Raw genomic sequence first — 14,015 nt, forward strand, 5'->3', positions numbered from 1 at the left:
ACGCGGCGCCGCGTGGCGCCGCCTCGCTACGGCTTCCGCGCCACGCAGGCCGCCCGCGCCGCCTCGGCGACGGCCGCGGAGACCGCCGGCGCCACCCGCTCGTCGAACGGCGAGGGAATGATCCGCGACGGGCTCAGCTCGTCGGCGACCACGTCGGCCAGCGCCTTCGCCGCGGCCAGCTTCATCGACTCGGTGATCCGCGTGGCCCGCACCGACAGCGCGCCGGCGAAGATGCCGGGGAACGCCAGCACGTTGTTGATCTGGTTCGGGAAGTCGCTGCGACCGGTGGCGACGACGGAGGCGTACCGGTGCGCCACCTCGGGGTGGATCTCCGGGTTCGGGTTGGCCATCGCGAAGACGAAGGCGCCGGGCGCCATCGTCGCCACCGCCGACTCGGGCACCGTGCCGCCGCTGACCCCGACGAAGACGTCCGCTCCCTTCAGCGCGTCCGCCAGCGACCCGGTGACGCCGTCCGGGTTGGTGATGCGCGCCAGTTGCCGCTTCACGTCCGTCAGGTCCTCGCGGTCGTCGGAGACCACGCCCCGGCGGTCGCAGACCACGACGTCGCGGACCCGGGCGCCGAGCAGGATCTTGGCGATCGCCACCCCGGCGGCTCCCGCCCCCGAGATCACCACCCGAAGTCCCGTCATGTCCCGGCCGGTCAGGCGCGACGCTCCCATCAGCGCCGCGAGCGTGACCACGGCCGTGCCGTGCTGGTCGTCGTGGAAGACCGGGATGTCCAGCCGCTCCTGGAGCCGGCGCTCGATCTCGAAGCAGCGGGGGGCGGAGATGTCCTCCAGGTTGACGCCGCCGAAGGAGGGCGCGAGACGGGCGACCGTCTCCACGATGTCGTCGGTGTCGCGGCAGTCCAGCGCCACGGGGACCGCGTCCACCCCGCCGAACTGCTTGAAGAGGATGGCCTTCCCCTCCATCACCGGCAGGGACGCCTCGGGCCCGATGTCCCCGAGGCCCAGCACCGCGCTGCCGTCGGTGACGACCGCGACGACCTGGGAGCGCCAGGTGTACTCGTGGACCAGCTCGGGGCGTTCGGCGATCGCCTCGCAGACCCGGGCGACGCCGGGCGTGTAGGCGAGGGAGAGGTCGTCGGCGTCGCGCACGGGCACGGTGGCGGTGACGGACATCTTGCCGCCGCGGTGGAGCGCGAAGGCGGGGTCGAAGCCGGGCGTGAGCTCCGGGTCGACGCGTGGATTGACGGTATCCGAGGACACGTGAGGTACCCCTTCTGGCGTGAGGCGTGGTTCGTGATCGTGATCGTGATGCCACGTCCGCGAGGGTGGAGCGGACGCCGGGCGCACCGCACATGCGCCCAGGTCCCCGGGTGAGGGGTGTCTGTCCACTCGTTTCTAGCGGATGGGCGAGCGGGGACACGAGTGCTTTCCGTGACAGAGCGGAGGCGCAATCTTCGGCCGAGCACCACAAGAGCGCAGGCGCGCTCAAGTGATAGACCACGTCACGGGGGTCCCGTCGCCCCCCGTCCGGGCGGCCGTTCGGGCACGGCGCGAGGGGTGGACGAGCGGCGCACGAGGTGGCACACGTGACGAAACTCTCATCGCACGACACTCCACCGCCACCCGCCCGGAGTTCGTCTCCTCCGGTCAACGGTGCGAGCTGTCCGTTATCCGATCTTGACGTAGGAGAGCGCCGGGATTGCCGCCACGGATGGCAGGATGCCCTCCGTCGAACTCTCGAACGACGTCGCGACACCCAACGACGCGTGCCCGGCACCCGCACGCCGGCCAGCAGCCGGACCGTCCGGATACTCGCCACCTGGAGGACCCCGCCATGACCCCCAGCACCACCCGCCGCCGCTCCCGGCTCGCCGCCGTCGGAGCCCTCGCCGCCGCCGGTGCGCTGCTGCTCGGCGCGTGTGGCGACCAGACCGAGGACGCGGAGGAGTCGGGCGGCGACAACGGAGGCTCCTCCCAGGAGACGGGGGACACCTCCGGCGGGGACCTCCACGCGATGCTGCCGCAGCACATCCAGGACGCGGGCGAGATCGTCGTCGGCTCGGACGTCGCCTACCCGCCCATCGAGTTCATCGACGAGAACGACGAGATCACCGGCATCGACCCGGACATCGCGGCGGCCCTCGGCGAGGTGCTGGGCGTGGAGTTCACCTTCGAGAACGGCACCTTCGACGGCCTGGTCCTCGGCATGAACAACGGCCGGTACGACGTGATCATGTCGGCGATGACCGACACCAGGGAGCGCCAGGAGGGCGCCAGCGCCGACTCCGAGGGCGGCGGCGCCGACTTCGTCAACTACTTCCAGGCCGGCTCGGCGATCCTCGTGCCCAAGGGCAACCCCGAGGGGATCCAGAGCGTCGAGGACCTGTGCGGCCTGACCGTCGCCGCCCAGCAGGGCACCGCCAACGAGGCCGTGGTCGAGCAGCAGCAGGAGGCCTGCGACGAGCCGATCGACCCGTTCATCAGCGAGGTGGACACCGAGTCGATCACCGCCCTCCAGAACGGCCGGGCCGACGTCGTGATCACCGACTACCCCGTGGCGCTCTACAACGAGCTGACCGCGGGCGAGGGCGAGCTGTTCGAGGTCGTCGGCGAGCAGATCGACGCGGCCCCGTACGGCATCGCCGTGCCCAAGGACCAGCCCGAGCTGCGTGACGCCCTCCAGGCCGCCGTCCAGGAGATCATCGACAACGGCACCTACGAGGAGATCCTCGCGGAGTGGAACGCCGAGACCGGCGCCATCGACGAGGCCACGGTCAACGCCGGCACCTGAGGCGGCCACGCCGCGACCGCGCGGCACCACGCGAGGACTCGCGTGGGCCGCGCCCCGTGAGAGCCGCGCAGCGACAGCGTAGGAGGGCCATCCGTGTCTGACGTGTCCGACGTGTCCGACGCCGAACCACCCCGGGACCGCCCCGGCGGACCACCCGGGCCGGCCGCGCCGCCCGAGGCGATCAAGGCCGTGCCGGTGCGCCACTACGGCCGCTGGCTCGGGGCCCTGGTGGTCCTCGCCCTCCTCGCGCTGCTGGTGCGCGCCTTCGTCGGCGCCGACATCGACTGGGGCGTCGTCGGCGAGTACCTCGACCACGACACCATCGTCGAGGGCGCGATGGCCACGCTGTGGATCACCCTCGTCTCGATGGCCCTCGGCGTGGTCCTCGGTCTGCTCCTGGCCGTGATGCGGCTCTCGCGGAACCCGGTGCTGTCCTCCGTCGCGTGGGGGTACATCTGGTTCTTCCGCGGCACACCCGTGCTGGTGCAGCTCTTCCTCTGGTACAACCTGTCGTTCGTCTTCGAGACCGTGAATCTCGGCTTCTACAAGGACGAGATGAACGACTTCATGACGCCGTTCCTCGCCGCGCTCCTCGGGCTCGGTCTCAACGAGGCGGCGTACATGGCGGAGATCGCCCGCGCCGGCATCCTGTCGGTCGACCGCGGGCAGACCGAGGCCGCGCACGCGCTCGGCATGAGCAACACGAAGACGATGCGCCGCATCGTGCTGCCCCAGGCGATGCGCGTCATCATCCCGCCGACGGGCAACGAGTTCATCAACATGCTGAAGACGTCCTCGCTGGCCTACGCCATCCAGTACGACGAGCTGTTCCGCGCGAACGACACCATCTCGTCGAGGAACCTGGCGGTGATGGAGCTGCTGATCGTGGCCAGCGTCTGGTACCTGCTGCTGACGACGGTCTTCAGCGTCGGCCAGTACTACCTGGAGCGGTACTACGCCAGAGGCGTCGACCGCACGCCACCGCCGACGCCGCTGCAACGGATCAGGGCGCAGCTGACGTCGTTCCGCGTCCGCAGCGAGGTCACGAAGGGGGTGAGGGTGTGAGCTCCCCGTCCGAGTCCCGGTCCCTGTCCAAGGACGCCGCCGACGGTCCCGGCGGCGCGGCCCGCCGGCCCATGGTGAAGGCCGAGCGGGTCCACAAGTCGTTCGGCCTGGTCGAGGTCCTGCGCGGCATCGACCTGGAGGTGCAGCCGGGCGAGGTGTTCTGCGTCGTCGGCCCCTCCGGCTCCGGCAAGTCCACGTTCCTGCGCTGCATCAACCACCTGGAGAAGATCAGCGCCGGCCGGCTCTACGTCGACGGCCACCTCGTCGGGTACCGGCAGAAGGGCAGCAAGCTCTACGAGATGCGCGAGCGCGAGGTCGCCGCCCAGCGTCGCGACATCGGCATGGTCTTCCAGCGCTTCAACCTCTTCCCCCACATGACGGCCGCCCAGAACGTCATGGAGGCCCCGATCCAGGTCAAGGGCATGCGCAGGGCGGAGGCCTCGGAGCTCGCGGCGCGCCTGCTGGACCGCGTGGGCCTGGCCGACCGGGCCCACCACTACCCGGCGCAGCTCTCCGGCGGCCAGCAGCAGCGCGTCGCGATCGCCCGCGCGCTGGCGATGGAGCCGAAGCTGATGCTCTTCGACGAGCCGACCTCCGCCCTCGACCCCGAGCTGGTCGGCGAGGTGCTCGACGTGATGCGGACCCTCGCTGAGGAGGGCATGACGATGATCGTGGTCACCCACGAGATGGGCTTCGCGCGGGAGGTCGGGGACTCCCTGGTCTTCATGGACGAGGGCGTGGTCGTGGAGACCGGCCGCCCCCGCGAGGTGCTGGGCAACCCCCAGCACGAGCGGACCCGGGCGTTCCTGTCGAAGGTCTTGTGAGGGCGGGCCCGCCGGGCCGCGGGGCCCGCCGGGCCCCCGCTCACTCGCCCGCGCGCCCGGCGGCCCGCGCGTACGCCCCCGGCGTGATGCCGTAGGAGCGCACGAACCAGCGGCTCAGGTGGCTCTGGTCGGCGAAGCCGCAGGCCGTGGCCGCCTCCGCCGCCGGGGTGCCGGCGGCCAGCATGCGGCGGGCCGCCCGCAGCCGCACCAGCCGTTGCAGCTCGCTCGGGGAGACGCCGTACGTCGCGCGCACCGCGCGGTAGAGGGCGAAACGGCTGCACCCGGCCGCCTCGGCCAGCTCGTCGGCGCCGATGTCCCGCGCGTACTCCGCCGTCAACAGCTCCCGCGCCCGCCGCGCCGTCGCGCCCGCCGCGCGGCCCTGCCCCACCGCGTGGGCGGGACGGCCGGGCCGGCGCGCGGCGCCGCGCACCATCGCGGTCACGGCCTCCGCCAGCCGCTCGTCGCGGACCAGCCGGCCCGCGCCCCCGGCCAGCGCGTGGTGCAGCCGCAGCAGGGCGCGACGCAGCGCCGGGTCGTCGATCACGGGCCGGTCGAAGAGCGGCAGCGCGGCCCCGCCCAGCACCTCCCTGACCACCTCGGGGCCGAGGTGCACCATGCGGTAGGTGAACCCGGGGGCGACGGCGGCGGAGCCGTCGTGCGGCTCGTCGGCGTTGAGCGCCATCACCATCCCGGCGCTGCTGACGTGCTCCGCGCCGCGGCACCGGAAGCGCTGGGCGCCGGACTCGGTGACGCCGAAGAGGTACGCGTCGTGGCTGTGCGGCCGGAAGACGTGGCGCGTGAAGTGTGCGCGCATCGCCTCCACCGGCCGGCGCGGGTCGCGCCAGTACTCGGCCCAGTCCTGCCTCACCCGCCCATTCTCGCCCGGCCGGCCGCCCGCACCCCGGCCCCATCCCGCCCCCGCCCCGCCCCTGACCGCGCACGAGCGTCCAAGACCCGCACCGCCGCCCCGGGGCAGGATCGCCGCATGCGCTTCGACACCAAGATCGCCGTCGTCGTCCGCGAGGGACTCGCCACCTGGCAGCGGCTCAACGTCACCGCCTACCTCGCCAGCGGCCTCGCCCACGCCAGGCCGGAGACCATGGGCGAGCCCTACGAGGACGGTTCGGGCAACCACTACCTCGCGATGTTCCGCCAGCCCGTCGTGGTCTTCGAGGCCGACGCCGACGGCATGGCCCGCGCCCACGAGCGCGCCCTGGGCCGGCCCGCCGTGGCGTGCGCCCTCTACACCGACGACCTCTTCGCCACCGACCACGACGAGGCCAACCGCGCGGCCGTGCGGGCCGTCGCGGCCGAGAAGCTGTCCCTGGCGGGCCTCGGCCTCCACGGGCCGCGCAACGCCGTCGACAGGATCACCAAGGGGGTGCCGCTCCACGGCTGAGCCCCTGCCGGCCCGCCCCGGCTCCGCGACGTCCGGTTTCCCGACGTCCGGTTTCCCGACGTCCGCCTCCGCGACGTCCGCCTCCGCGACGTCCGTCAGCCGGCGCCGAGCCGGCGCGCCCACACCTCCAGCGGACCCGCGCCGTCGACCTGCGTGAGCTGCCCGGCCTTGCTCCAGTCCCAGGACACCAGCGCGGACCTGGCCGCGACGTTCCCCGGCTCGGCGAGCGTGAGGGCCAACGAGGCGTCGGTGCGCGTCAGCAGCTCCCGCACCATCCGCGTGGCGAGCCCGGCGCGCCGCCGCGCCGGCGTCACCACGAGGCCGCCGACGAGGAGGATCTGCCGGGAGCGCGTCAGCTCCCCGAGATCGGCGGGGACCTCCGCGAAACCGTCCCACCAGGAGCTGCCCCGCTCGGCGCGGAAGCCGTACGCGTACCCGGCCGGCGCCGGGTCGCCGGCCATCACCATGTCGAACCCGGGCCGCTGGATGTCGTGGTCGACGAAGCGGCGCACGAACTCCTCCCGGGCCAGCGGCCGGACGCCGGGCACCTCCCGCGTCGCGCCGACGTACAGGTCGGCCACGTCCTCGCGCTCACCCTCCGCCTGCCAGCGGCTCAACCGCCGAAGAAAGACCGTGCTCATCGCTGTCGCCTCCCCAGGCCTCCCCCGTGTGCCTCCATCGTGACACCCCGTCGCCTGTTCCGGAATGGCGGACGGACCAGCTAGCGTGAGGATCATGTTCGCCGCCTACGCCGCCAGCTTCGACCGGGACCAGCCGTTGGACGGGCTTCGGCTGGGCGAGCGACCCGAGCCGGAGGTGCCGCCGGGCTGGACCGTCGTCCACGTCCGGGCCGCCACCCTGAACCACCACGACCTGTGGACGCTGCGCGGCGTCGGGATCACCCGGGAGCAGCTGCCGATGATCCTCGGCTGCGACGCCGCGGGCGTCGACTCCGACGGGAACGAGGTGGTCCTGCACTCCGTCATCGGCGCCACCGGGCACGGCGTCGGCCCCGGCGAGCGCCGCTCGCTGCTGAGCGAGCGGTACCAGGGCACGCTGGCCGAGCGCGTCGCCGTCCCGCAGTGGAACGTGCTCCCGAAGCCGCCGGAGCTGACGTTCGCCGAGGCGGCCTGCCTGCCCACGGCCTGGCTGACGGCGTACCGGATGCTCTTCACCGCCGCGGACGTGCGCCCCGGCGACACGGTGCTCGTGCAGGGCGCGGGAGGCGGCGTCGCCACCGCCGCGCTCGTCCTCGGCCGCGCGGCGGGGCTGCGGGTCTTCGTCACCAGCCGGGACGAGGCCAAGCGCGCGCGGGCGCTGGAGCTCGGCGCCGAGGCCGCGGTGGAGCCCGGCCAGCGCCTGCCGCGGCGGGTGGACGCGGTGATCGAGACGGTCGGCGCCGCCACCTGGGCGCACTCGGTGCGCTCCCTCAGGCCGGGCGGCACGCTCGTCATCTCCGGGGCCACCTCGGGGCAAAACCCGCCGGCCGCCGAGCTGAACCGCGTCTTCTTCCTGGAGTTGAAGGTCGTCGGCGTCACCATGGGCACGAAGGAGGAGCTGGCCTCCCTCCTCAGCTTCTGCGCCAGCACCGGGGTCCGCCCGCTGATCGACAGCACCCTCCCGATGGACCGGGCCCGTGAGGGCCTCGAACGCCTCAACCGGGGCGACGTGTTCGGGAAGATCGTCCTGACCGGCTAGGAGTCCGCTCCGCGACCGCGGGAGCCGGGACCGGGCCCGGGGGCGGTGGCCAGGGCGCGCTCCCAGCCCCGCTCCACCGAGCGGCGACATCGTTCGGGCTCGTCTCCCGCGCTGGTGAAGAGCGCGGTCAGCAGGGGCACGCCGTGGGCCAGCGCCTGGCGCGGGAGGGGCCCGGTGGCGACGAGCGAGGCGATCCCGTGGCCGATCGTCCAGCTCTGTGTCGCCAACTCCAGCGGGTCGACCTCGCGACGGAAGCGGCCGTGCTCCCGGGCCCGTTCGACGGTGCGGACGAGGTGGTGCAACGTGTCGTCCGCGCCGCCCGGGTCCTGAAGGGCGAAGCCCGCGTCGAACATGACGCGGTAGAGATCGGGATTCTCCAGGGCGTTGACCAGGTAGGCGGCGCCCAGCGCCGCGAGGTCGCGCACCGGGTCGGCGGACGGCCTGACGGCCGCGAGCTCGGCGGCCAGGCGGACGAAGCCCTCCTGTCGCAGCGCTGACCACATGCCGTCCATGCCGCCGAAGTACGTGTAGACGGCCATCGTGGACACGCCCGTGCCGGCGACCAGGGCGCGGAGCGTGACCGGCTGCCTGGTGCGGAGCATGCGGGCGGCTCGGTCGAGCAGCAGGGTGCGGACCGCCGGATCCTTCGTCCTCGCCATGCCCTCACAATACATAGCAGCGCTATGCTTTCATGGGGGCTGCTCCCGCCGTCCCCCGGAACCACGAGGAAGAGGCCGCTCATGTCCGTGACCCTGATCAATCCCGAGGGGTTGCCGAAGCCCGACGTCTACCGGCAGATGGCGGTCGCCACCGGTTCGCGGCTGGTGTTCCTCGCCGGCCAGGTCGCCCGTGACGCCGACGGCCGTCCCGTGGGGGAGGGAGACTTCGCCGCGCAGGTCGAGCAGTGCTATCTCAACGTCGCCACCGCCCTGGCCGAGGTCGGCGGCTCCTTCGACGACGTGGCGAAGCTGACCGTCTACGTCGTCGACTGGAGCCCCGAGAAGATGCCGCTGCTGGGGGAGGGCGTGGGCCGGGCCGCGGAGAGGCTGGGCGTCGACCCGGTCAAACCGATCACCCTGCTCGGCGTCGCGGCCCTCGGCGAACCGGACCTGCTGGTCGAGGTCGAGGCCACGGCGGTCCTCGCGTAGCCGGCGCCGGCGATCCCGGCCGAGGCGACGCGGGTCCCCGCCGGCCCGGGGCGTCCTCGTGCCCGGCGATCCGCCCTCCGCGGACGGGCGCGGCGACCGGGCGTGAACGCGCCTGCGACAGGGAGGCGGGCCGCTCAGTCCTCGCGCCGGGAGCGGAGCAGGGCCACCAGGTGGGCGGCGGTCTCGGAGAGGGTGCGGCGGGCCTCGCGGAACTGCTCCTGGCTCACGCCGTGGTCGCGGGCGGCGTCCCGCACGTCGTCCCGGAGGCCGTCGAGGAGGCGCAGCAGCTCCCGCTCGGGGTCGGGCACCGACTCCTGGCCGGGGCGAGGGCCGGCGGCGGCCCCCGCCTCTTCCTCGGTGTCCGTGCCCGTGCCGGTGTCCGTCCCGGGCCGGGGCGTGCCCCCGGGGGACTCCGCCTCCTCCTCGGGCGGCGGGGCCCAGACGTGCCAGGGCGAGGTGGGGCGGTCGGCGAACGGGCCCAGGCCGCCGAACTCGTGGCCGAGACCCTGGAGCCCCTCCCGCACGGCGCCCGACCAGTCGCCCACGGAGGCGCGGGACTGGACCCGCTCCTGGATGCGCCGGGCGGCCTGCTCGAACTGCTCCCGCGTGGCCGCGCGCTCCTCCCGGTCCTGCCGCGTCGCGCCGCCGCCCTCCGTGCCAGCGCGCTCGCCGGCGCGGAAGCCGGCCGCCCGGCGGCCGCCGGCCGCGCGCTCCGAGCGGGCCTCGGCCCGCGCCTCGGCCGCCGCCCGCCGCACCTCCTGGCGCAGCGCGGAGGCCGACCCCGAGACGTCCTCCCGGATCTCGGCCGCGAGCGCGGCCAGCGAGTCCCGGATCTCCCGCTCCAGCGCGGTCAGCTCCTCCTCGCGGGCGTGCAGCTCGGCCTCGCCGTCGGTGGTGAGGCTGTAGACCTTGCGGCCACCCCTCTCGGCGTGCTTGACCAGCCCCTCGGCCTCCAGCTTCGCGAGCCGGGGATAGACCGTGCCGGCGGAGGGGGCGTACATGCCCTCGAAGCGCTCCCGCAGCAGGCGGATCACCTCGTAGCCGTGCCGCGGGGACTCACCGAGCAGCTTCAACAGGTACAGCCGCAGGCGGCCGTGGCCGAAGACAGGGGGCATGTCACACGTCCTTAAGGGAGGCGACGACGGGCTCCTCCTCGGGCAGGCCGGGGCGGCGCAGCAGCGCGATCGAGCCGGAGACGGTGGAGCAGTGCACGCTGCCGGCACCCGAGCCGAGCCTGCCGGTCAGCCGCCGGGCGCCGCGCGGCCCGCGCGGGGTGAGCTCGGCGAAGCCGGAGGAGAGGGCCCCGCTCGTGGTCGCGGCGTGGACCCGCGCGTCGACCGGGTCCGCCAGGCGGAGCGCGACCTCGCCGGAGACGGTGGTGAGGCGGATGTGGGCGGGGCCGGCGCCGGGGGCGGCGTCCACGACCATGGCTCCCCTGACGGAGTCACCCGCCAGCCGGGGACAGGTGCTGTCGACCACGGTGAGGCCACCGGAGACCGAGCTGAACGTCAGCGTGCCGGTGAGGGACTGGGCGTCGAGGTCGCCGGAGACGGTGTCGGCGTGGACGGGGCCCGACAGGCCGACGAGGGTGGTGTCCCCGGTGACGCCGCGCACCTCGGTGTCGCCGGAGAGGCCGCTGACGACGGCGGAGGCGCCGACGACGCCGAGACTGAGGCGGGCGGCGGCGGGCACGCGCACCGACACCACCGCGTGCCGGCGCTGGGCTCCGCCGCCGAGCCAGCCGAGCAGCCCTCGCCAGGGCAGGTCCTCGTACGCGATGGTCAGGCGCCGCTCGCTCCGCCGGACGACGAGCGGCGGGCCGTGGACCTCGGCGACCTCGACCAGGGTGGTGGAGTCGGCGGTGCCGACCACGTTGACGGTGCCGCCGACGACGCGGATGTGCAGCTCCTCGACGAGCGGCTCGTCGAGGCGGAGCGTCCGCGCCTCGCAGAGGGACCACTCGGATGTCCTGGCCACCGGACCTCCCGGTATATCGCGTCTGACGCGCAACACGATATATCGCGTACGGGGGAAGTCAAGGGGGTCCGGCTGTCGCGACGGACTCGCGACTGTCGCGAGTGCCTCGCGTGGCACCGTGCCCGTGCCCGGGGCCGGTGCCCGTGCCGGCGTCACACGTCGTCGGGATCGTCGTCGTCGAGCCGCGCGAGCCACGTCGCCAGGCGCTCGACGGGCACCTCGAAGTCCGGGTTCAGGTCGACGAAGACACGCAGCTGCTCGGCCAGCCAGCCCAGGCTGACCTCCTCCTCGCCGCGCCGCTGTTCCAGCTCCTCGATGCCACGGTCAGTGAAGTACACGTCGCCCAGGATAGGCACCCGTCCGTTCCGCCCGTTACCCTGCATGGACCACGCACACCAGGAGCGACGCAGGCGCGACGGGGGGTCGTCATGACGAGTGGTGTCACCCGGATCCAGTTGCCCGACGGGACGTCCGTCCTCGCCCGGGTCTCGGACGTCGAGGATCTGGCGGAGCCCGGCGCCGGCTCCACCTACGCGGACGCCGGCCTCGGCGAGCGGCTCGCCACGCGCATGGAGAGCCTGAGGGGCCTGATCACCGGCGTGGCCGCCAGCGTCGCCGAGGGCGCGCGCGCCGTCAGCCCCGACGAGGTCAGCGTGAGTTTCGGCGTCGAGATCGCCGCCCGCTCGGGAAAGGTCGTCGGACTGCTGGCGGACGGTGAGGCGAAGGGGGCGATCACGGTCACGCTCACCTGGCGGGGCGCGCCGCCGGAGGACGTGGGGCAGGCGGGATGACATGGGAGGGCACCGGGGGCGCACACGGTCCCGAGCGGGATCCCTTCGAGATCCTCGCGCCGCTCGCCGCCGCGGCGACCGTGCGCATCCATTCCCTCTCGGCAGGGTATGACGGTGACGAGCACCACGGTGAGGCCGGGTCGCGCGGCGCGCGGCTGTGGGGGAGCGGCTTCCAGGTGGCTCCGGGTTGGGTTCTGACCTGCGCTCACGTGGCACTTCGCGGGGGGATGGCCGAGGGAGGAAGACGCGAGGTGGCGCTGAGCTTCCGCGACAGCGACCGTCCCGTGCGGGGCGTCGTCGAGTGGGCCCAGCCGTGGGAGCACCGCACGGCCGGCCGCTGGCCGCCGCCCGACCTGGCGCTCGTCCGCGTCCTGGAGCCCGCCCCCCGGGACTGCGTCTGGCTCACCGAGCGCACCCAGGCGTTCTTCACCTCGGGCGAGGTCGCCTTCCTCGGCCACGCCGAGATCGACGGCTGCGTCGAGCCGATCAGCGGCCGGTGCACCATCAGCGGCGACGTGGGCACCTCGGGCGAGCTCAAGATCACCAGCCAGGACGAGATCCCGCCCGGCACCTCGGGCGGGCCGCTGGTGGACCTGACCAGCGGCGAGGTGATCGGCGTGGTCAAGGGCCGCCGCACCGGCGGCCGGGACGGCGGCCTCGGCGTGTCGGCGTTGCAGTTACGACGACTTCCCCAGCCGCCCGCGCCGCTGCGCGAGGAGCGCGACGACCTCTACCACCGCGTGACGCACGCCCACGACCGGTACCACCGCGACCGGCACCTCGACGCCGGCGCCCCGGACGACACGTGGACCGACGTGCAGACCGTCCTGCCGGGTCCGGCCCGCCGCAGGCTGACGCCGGGTCAGCGCGTCGAGCTGCTCGGCCTGCTCGCGGAGCTGCCGCCCCCGGCCAGCGTCCAGACGCTCAACCGCATGATCACCGAGCTGCGCGGCCGGCCGTTCCAGGGCGCGCTGCCCGCGCCCCGTGGCTGGCGCGACGGGCTCGGTCTCCTCTACGACCTCGGCCCCGGACGCAGCGAGGCGGAGACCGTCCTGCGGTACGCCGTCCACGCCGCCACCGCCCTCCACCCCTTCGCCGCCCGGTCCGGCACCGAGGACCAGCTGCTGGAGTGGGCCCACCGCACCGCCGCCGACCTCGTGCTCCCGCACTACGTGCGCAGCATGCTCTACGAGGAGCAGCACTCCCGGGACATCGCCCGCCGCGCCGGGGCCGACCGCCGCGAGGCGGTGGCCGCCGGACGTGCGGGGAGCGCGGGGCCGGCGCTCTCCCCGGTCGACGACCCGGCGCCCGACGCGACCGCGCCCGCCGGCACGCAGCCCTTCGTGCTGCTGTCGATCACCGAGCACGCCTGGGATCCCCAGCACTTCGACTGGGAGGTGTACGCGCCCCTGCCCGACGGCGAGCTCGCCGTCGTCGACGCCGACACCGACGCCGAGGAGTACGACCCGCCGCCGGCCAGGCTGCGGGCCGCGCTCCAGGAGGCGATCCGCCGCTGCGACGAGGCCGGGCGGCCCGTCATGGTCCAGGCCGCGCTGCCCTACGAGCGCATCGGCCTCCCCGTGGACGGCTGGCAGGTCTCCGAGGAGGGCGGCGCGGCGAGCCCGTGCCTGGGCGAGGAGCGCCCCGTGGTGGTCCGCTGCGTCGACCACCCCCCGGCGCACGAGGACGAGCTGCTGGCCTCACAGCGCCAGATCCGCTGGAAGAGGCTCCACCTCGACAGCATGAACCCGGTCGTCCTCGACTGCCTCGGCGGCCACCGCCGCCCGCTCGCCGACGCGTCGACGCTGTCCGTCCAGCCCGAGGACACGGTGCCCGTCCTGTGCCGCAGCGGCGCGGGCGGGGACGGCGGCGGGGACCCGTTCGCCCTCTCCCAGGTCCTGACCGGCGGCTTCGACGTGGTCCTGTGGCGTCGCGGCCCCCACACCCACGAGCCCGGCTGCGGCGACCTCCACCGGGGCGTCGTCGCCACCGTCGCCGCCGCGGGGCGGGGCGGCGAGCTGCCCGACGCCCTGTGGCGGCTGCGCGCCGACGTCGGCAACGGCGTGCCCGAGGCGTACTGGTCCGCGGGGCTCGCGCTGCACTACGCGCACCCGGGGCACGTCCTCCCCGGCGCCGACGAGCCGCTGGAGGCGCCGTGACGCGGCCCGGCGGCCGGACCGTCCGCCGCCCACAGGCCCCGCGCGTGCCCGGCTTCCACGTGCCCGGCTTCCACGCGCTGATGTTCCATGAGCTGATCTCCCATGAGGTGGCACCCCGTCAGGTGTCGCGCGCCGAGCCCGCCCACGGCCCGACTCTCGTCAGTCGAGCGGCCGTCGATCCAGCGCCCGGCGGT

Annotated in this window: 15 protein-coding genes; 8 read left to right on the forward strand and 7 right to left on the reverse strand. The window is 74.2% G+C overall.

The window, feature by feature from the left end; translation table 11 throughout:
- Window positions 1-26: 26 nt before the first annotated feature.
- Window positions 27-1,229, reverse strand: coding sequence for an NAD(P)-dependent malic enzyme (locus ACTWP5_RS24645; RefSeq protein WP_443223292.1), 1,203 nt, complete (start codon window positions 1,227-1,229; stop codon window positions 27-29).
- A 574-nt stretch (window positions 1,230-1,803) separates the two neighbouring features.
- Between ACTWP5_RS24645 and ACTWP5_RS24650 the strand changes: the two genes are divergently transcribed.
- The 3 genes from ACTWP5_RS24650 to ACTWP5_RS24660 all read left to right on the forward strand — a co-directional run bounded on the left by ACTWP5_RS24650 (window position 1,804) and on the right by ACTWP5_RS24660 (window position 4,649).
- On the forward strand, window positions 1,804-2,760 hold the full coding sequence (locus tag ACTWP5_RS24650; protein ID WP_443223293.1) for an ABC transporter substrate-binding protein: 957 nt from the start codon (window positions 1,804-1,806) through the stop codon (window positions 2,758-2,760).
- A gap of 102 nt (window positions 2,761-2,862) precedes the next feature.
- Entirely contained in the window at window positions 2,863-3,825 is a 963-nt protein-coding gene (locus ACTWP5_RS24655; RefSeq protein WP_443223345.1) for an amino acid ABC transporter permease, read from the forward strand.
- A gap of 71 nt (window positions 3,826-3,896) precedes the next feature.
- Window positions 3,897-4,649, forward strand: a complete 753-nt coding sequence (locus ACTWP5_RS24660; RefSeq protein ID WP_443223346.1) for an amino acid ABC transporter ATP-binding protein — start codon at window positions 3,897-3,899, stop codon at window positions 4,647-4,649.
- A gap of 40 nt (window positions 4,650-4,689) precedes the next feature.
- Here the strand turns inward: ACTWP5_RS24660 and ACTWP5_RS24665 are convergent, their stop codons facing one another.
- The gene (locus ACTWP5_RS24665) at window positions 4,690-5,463 is read right to left on the reverse strand and encodes an AraC family ligand binding domain-containing protein (protein ID WP_443223347.1); all 774 of its coding nucleotides are present in this window, start codon (window positions 5,461-5,463) and stop codon (window positions 4,690-4,692) included.
- Window positions 5,464-5,634: 171 nt separating this feature from the next.
- Between ACTWP5_RS24665 and ACTWP5_RS24670 the strand changes: the two genes are divergently transcribed.
- On the forward strand, window positions 5,635-6,048 hold the full coding sequence (locus ACTWP5_RS24670) for a DUF2000 family protein (RefSeq protein ID WP_443223294.1): 414 nt from the start codon (window positions 5,635-5,637) through the stop codon (window positions 6,046-6,048).
- A 95-nt stretch (window positions 6,049-6,143) separates the two neighbouring features.
- On the opposite strand, the gene ACTWP5_RS24675 is transcribed toward ACTWP5_RS24670, so the two are convergent.
- Window positions 6,144-6,689: a GNAT family N-acetyltransferase gene (locus tag ACTWP5_RS24675; RefSeq protein ID WP_443223295.1), complete on the reverse strand. Its 546-nt coding sequence runs from the start codon at window positions 6,687-6,689 to the stop codon at window positions 6,144-6,146.
- A 94-nt stretch (window positions 6,690-6,783) separates the two neighbouring features.
- On the opposite strand from ACTWP5_RS24675, the gene ACTWP5_RS24680 reads away from it, so the two are divergent.
- Window positions 6,784-7,746, forward strand: coding sequence for a zinc-binding dehydrogenase (locus tag ACTWP5_RS24680; protein WP_443223296.1), 963 nt, complete (start codon window positions 6,784-6,786; stop codon window positions 7,744-7,746).
- On the opposite strand, the gene ACTWP5_RS24685 is transcribed toward ACTWP5_RS24680, so the two are convergent.
- On the reverse strand, window positions 7,743-8,405 hold the full coding sequence (locus tag ACTWP5_RS24685; protein WP_443223297.1) for a TetR/AcrR family transcriptional regulator: 663 nt from the start codon (window positions 8,403-8,405) through the stop codon (window positions 7,743-7,745). The two genes, ACTWP5_RS24680 and ACTWP5_RS24685, sit on opposite strands and share 4 nt — an antisense overlap.
- Before the next feature lie 81 nt (window positions 8,406-8,486).
- On the opposite strand from ACTWP5_RS24685, the gene ACTWP5_RS24690 reads away from it, so the two are divergent.
- Window positions 8,487-8,894 carry a RidA family protein gene (locus ACTWP5_RS24690; RefSeq protein ID WP_443223298.1) on the forward strand — a complete coding sequence of 136 codons (408 nt, stop codon included), beginning with the start codon at window positions 8,487-8,489 and terminating at the stop codon, window positions 8,892-8,894.
- Window positions 8,895-9,028: 134 nt separating this feature from the next.
- Here the strand turns inward: ACTWP5_RS24690 and ACTWP5_RS24695 are convergent, their stop codons facing one another.
- From ACTWP5_RS24695 to ACTWP5_RS24705, 3 genes are all read right to left on the reverse strand, one after another.
- A complete protein-coding gene (locus ACTWP5_RS24695) occupies window positions 9,029-10,009 on the reverse strand; it encodes a PadR family transcriptional regulator (RefSeq protein ID WP_443223299.1) in 981 nt (326 codons plus the stop codon).
- A 1-nt stretch (window position 10,010) separates the two neighbouring features.
- Entirely contained in the window at window positions 10,011-10,871 is an 861-nt protein-coding gene (locus ACTWP5_RS24700; RefSeq protein WP_443223300.1) for a DUF4097 family beta strand repeat-containing protein, read from the reverse strand.
- Between the two features lie 152 nt (window positions 10,872-11,023).
- Window positions 11,024-11,209 carry a DUF6104 family protein gene (locus tag ACTWP5_RS24705; protein WP_443223301.1) on the reverse strand — a complete coding sequence of 62 codons (186 nt, stop codon included), beginning with the start codon at window positions 11,207-11,209 and terminating at the stop codon, window positions 11,024-11,026.
- A gap of 90 nt (window positions 11,210-11,299) precedes the next feature.
- Here ACTWP5_RS24705 and ACTWP5_RS24710 point away from each other — a divergent pair, with 90 nt between their 5' ends.
- Window positions 11,300-11,662, forward strand: coding sequence for a CU044_2847 family protein (locus ACTWP5_RS24710; protein WP_443223302.1), 363 nt, complete (start codon window positions 11,300-11,302; stop codon window positions 11,660-11,662).
- Entirely contained in the window at window positions 11,659-13,821 is a 2,163-nt protein-coding gene (locus tag ACTWP5_RS24715) for a VMAP-C domain-containing protein (RefSeq protein ID WP_443223303.1), read from the forward strand. The genes ACTWP5_RS24710 and ACTWP5_RS24715 overlap by 4 nt, the downstream gene beginning before the upstream one ends.
- The last annotated feature ends 194 nt before the right edge of the window (window positions 13,822-14,015 follow it).

The organism is Streptomyces sp. 4N509B, from assembly GCF_052245655.1.
Taxonomy (GTDB): Bacteria; Actinomycetota; Actinomycetes; order Streptomycetales; family Streptomycetaceae; genus Streptomyces.

Bases quoted from the DNA above. Each gene is read 5' to 3' on its own strand.
- ACTWP5_RS24650 (WP_443223293.1), top strand. From the start codon at position 1,804: ATGACCCCCAGCACCACCCGCCGCCGCTCCCGGCTCGCCGCCGTCGGA.
- ACTWP5_RS24660 (WP_443223346.1), top strand. From the start codon at position 3,897: ATGGTGAAGGCCGAGCGGGTCCACAAGTCGTTCGGCCTGGTCGAGGTC.
- ACTWP5_RS24665 (WP_443223347.1), bottom strand. From the start codon at position 5,463: ATGCGCGCACACTTCACGCGCCACGTCTTCCGGCCGCACAGCCACGAC.
- ACTWP5_RS24670 (WP_443223294.1), top strand. From the start codon at position 5,635: ATGCGCTTCGACACCAAGATCGCCGTCGTCGTCCGCGAGGGACTCGCC.
- ACTWP5_RS24675 (WP_443223295.1), bottom strand. From the start codon at position 6,689: ATGAGCACGGTCTTTCTTCGGCGGTTGAGCCGCTGGCAGGCGGAGGGT.
- ACTWP5_RS24680 (WP_443223296.1), top strand. From the start codon at position 6,784: ATGTTCGCCGCCTACGCCGCCAGCTTCGACCGGGACCAGCCGTTGGAC.
- ACTWP5_RS24685 (WP_443223297.1), bottom strand. From the start codon at position 8,405: ATGGCGAGGACGAAGGATCCGGCGGTCCGCACCCTGCTGCTCGACCGA.
- ACTWP5_RS24690 (WP_443223298.1), top strand. From the start codon at position 8,487: ATGTCCGTGACCCTGATCAATCCCGAGGGGTTGCCGAAGCCCGACGTC.
- ACTWP5_RS24695 (WP_443223299.1), bottom strand. From the start codon at position 10,009: ATGCCCCCTGTCTTCGGCCACGGCCGCCTGCGGCTGTACCTGTTGAAG.
- ACTWP5_RS24710 (WP_443223302.1), top strand. From the start codon at position 11,300: ATGACGAGTGGTGTCACCCGGATCCAGTTGCCCGACGGGACGTCCGTC.
- ACTWP5_RS24715 (WP_443223303.1), top strand. From the start codon at position 11,659: ATGACATGGGAGGGCACCGGGGGCGCACACGGTCCCGAGCGGGATCCC.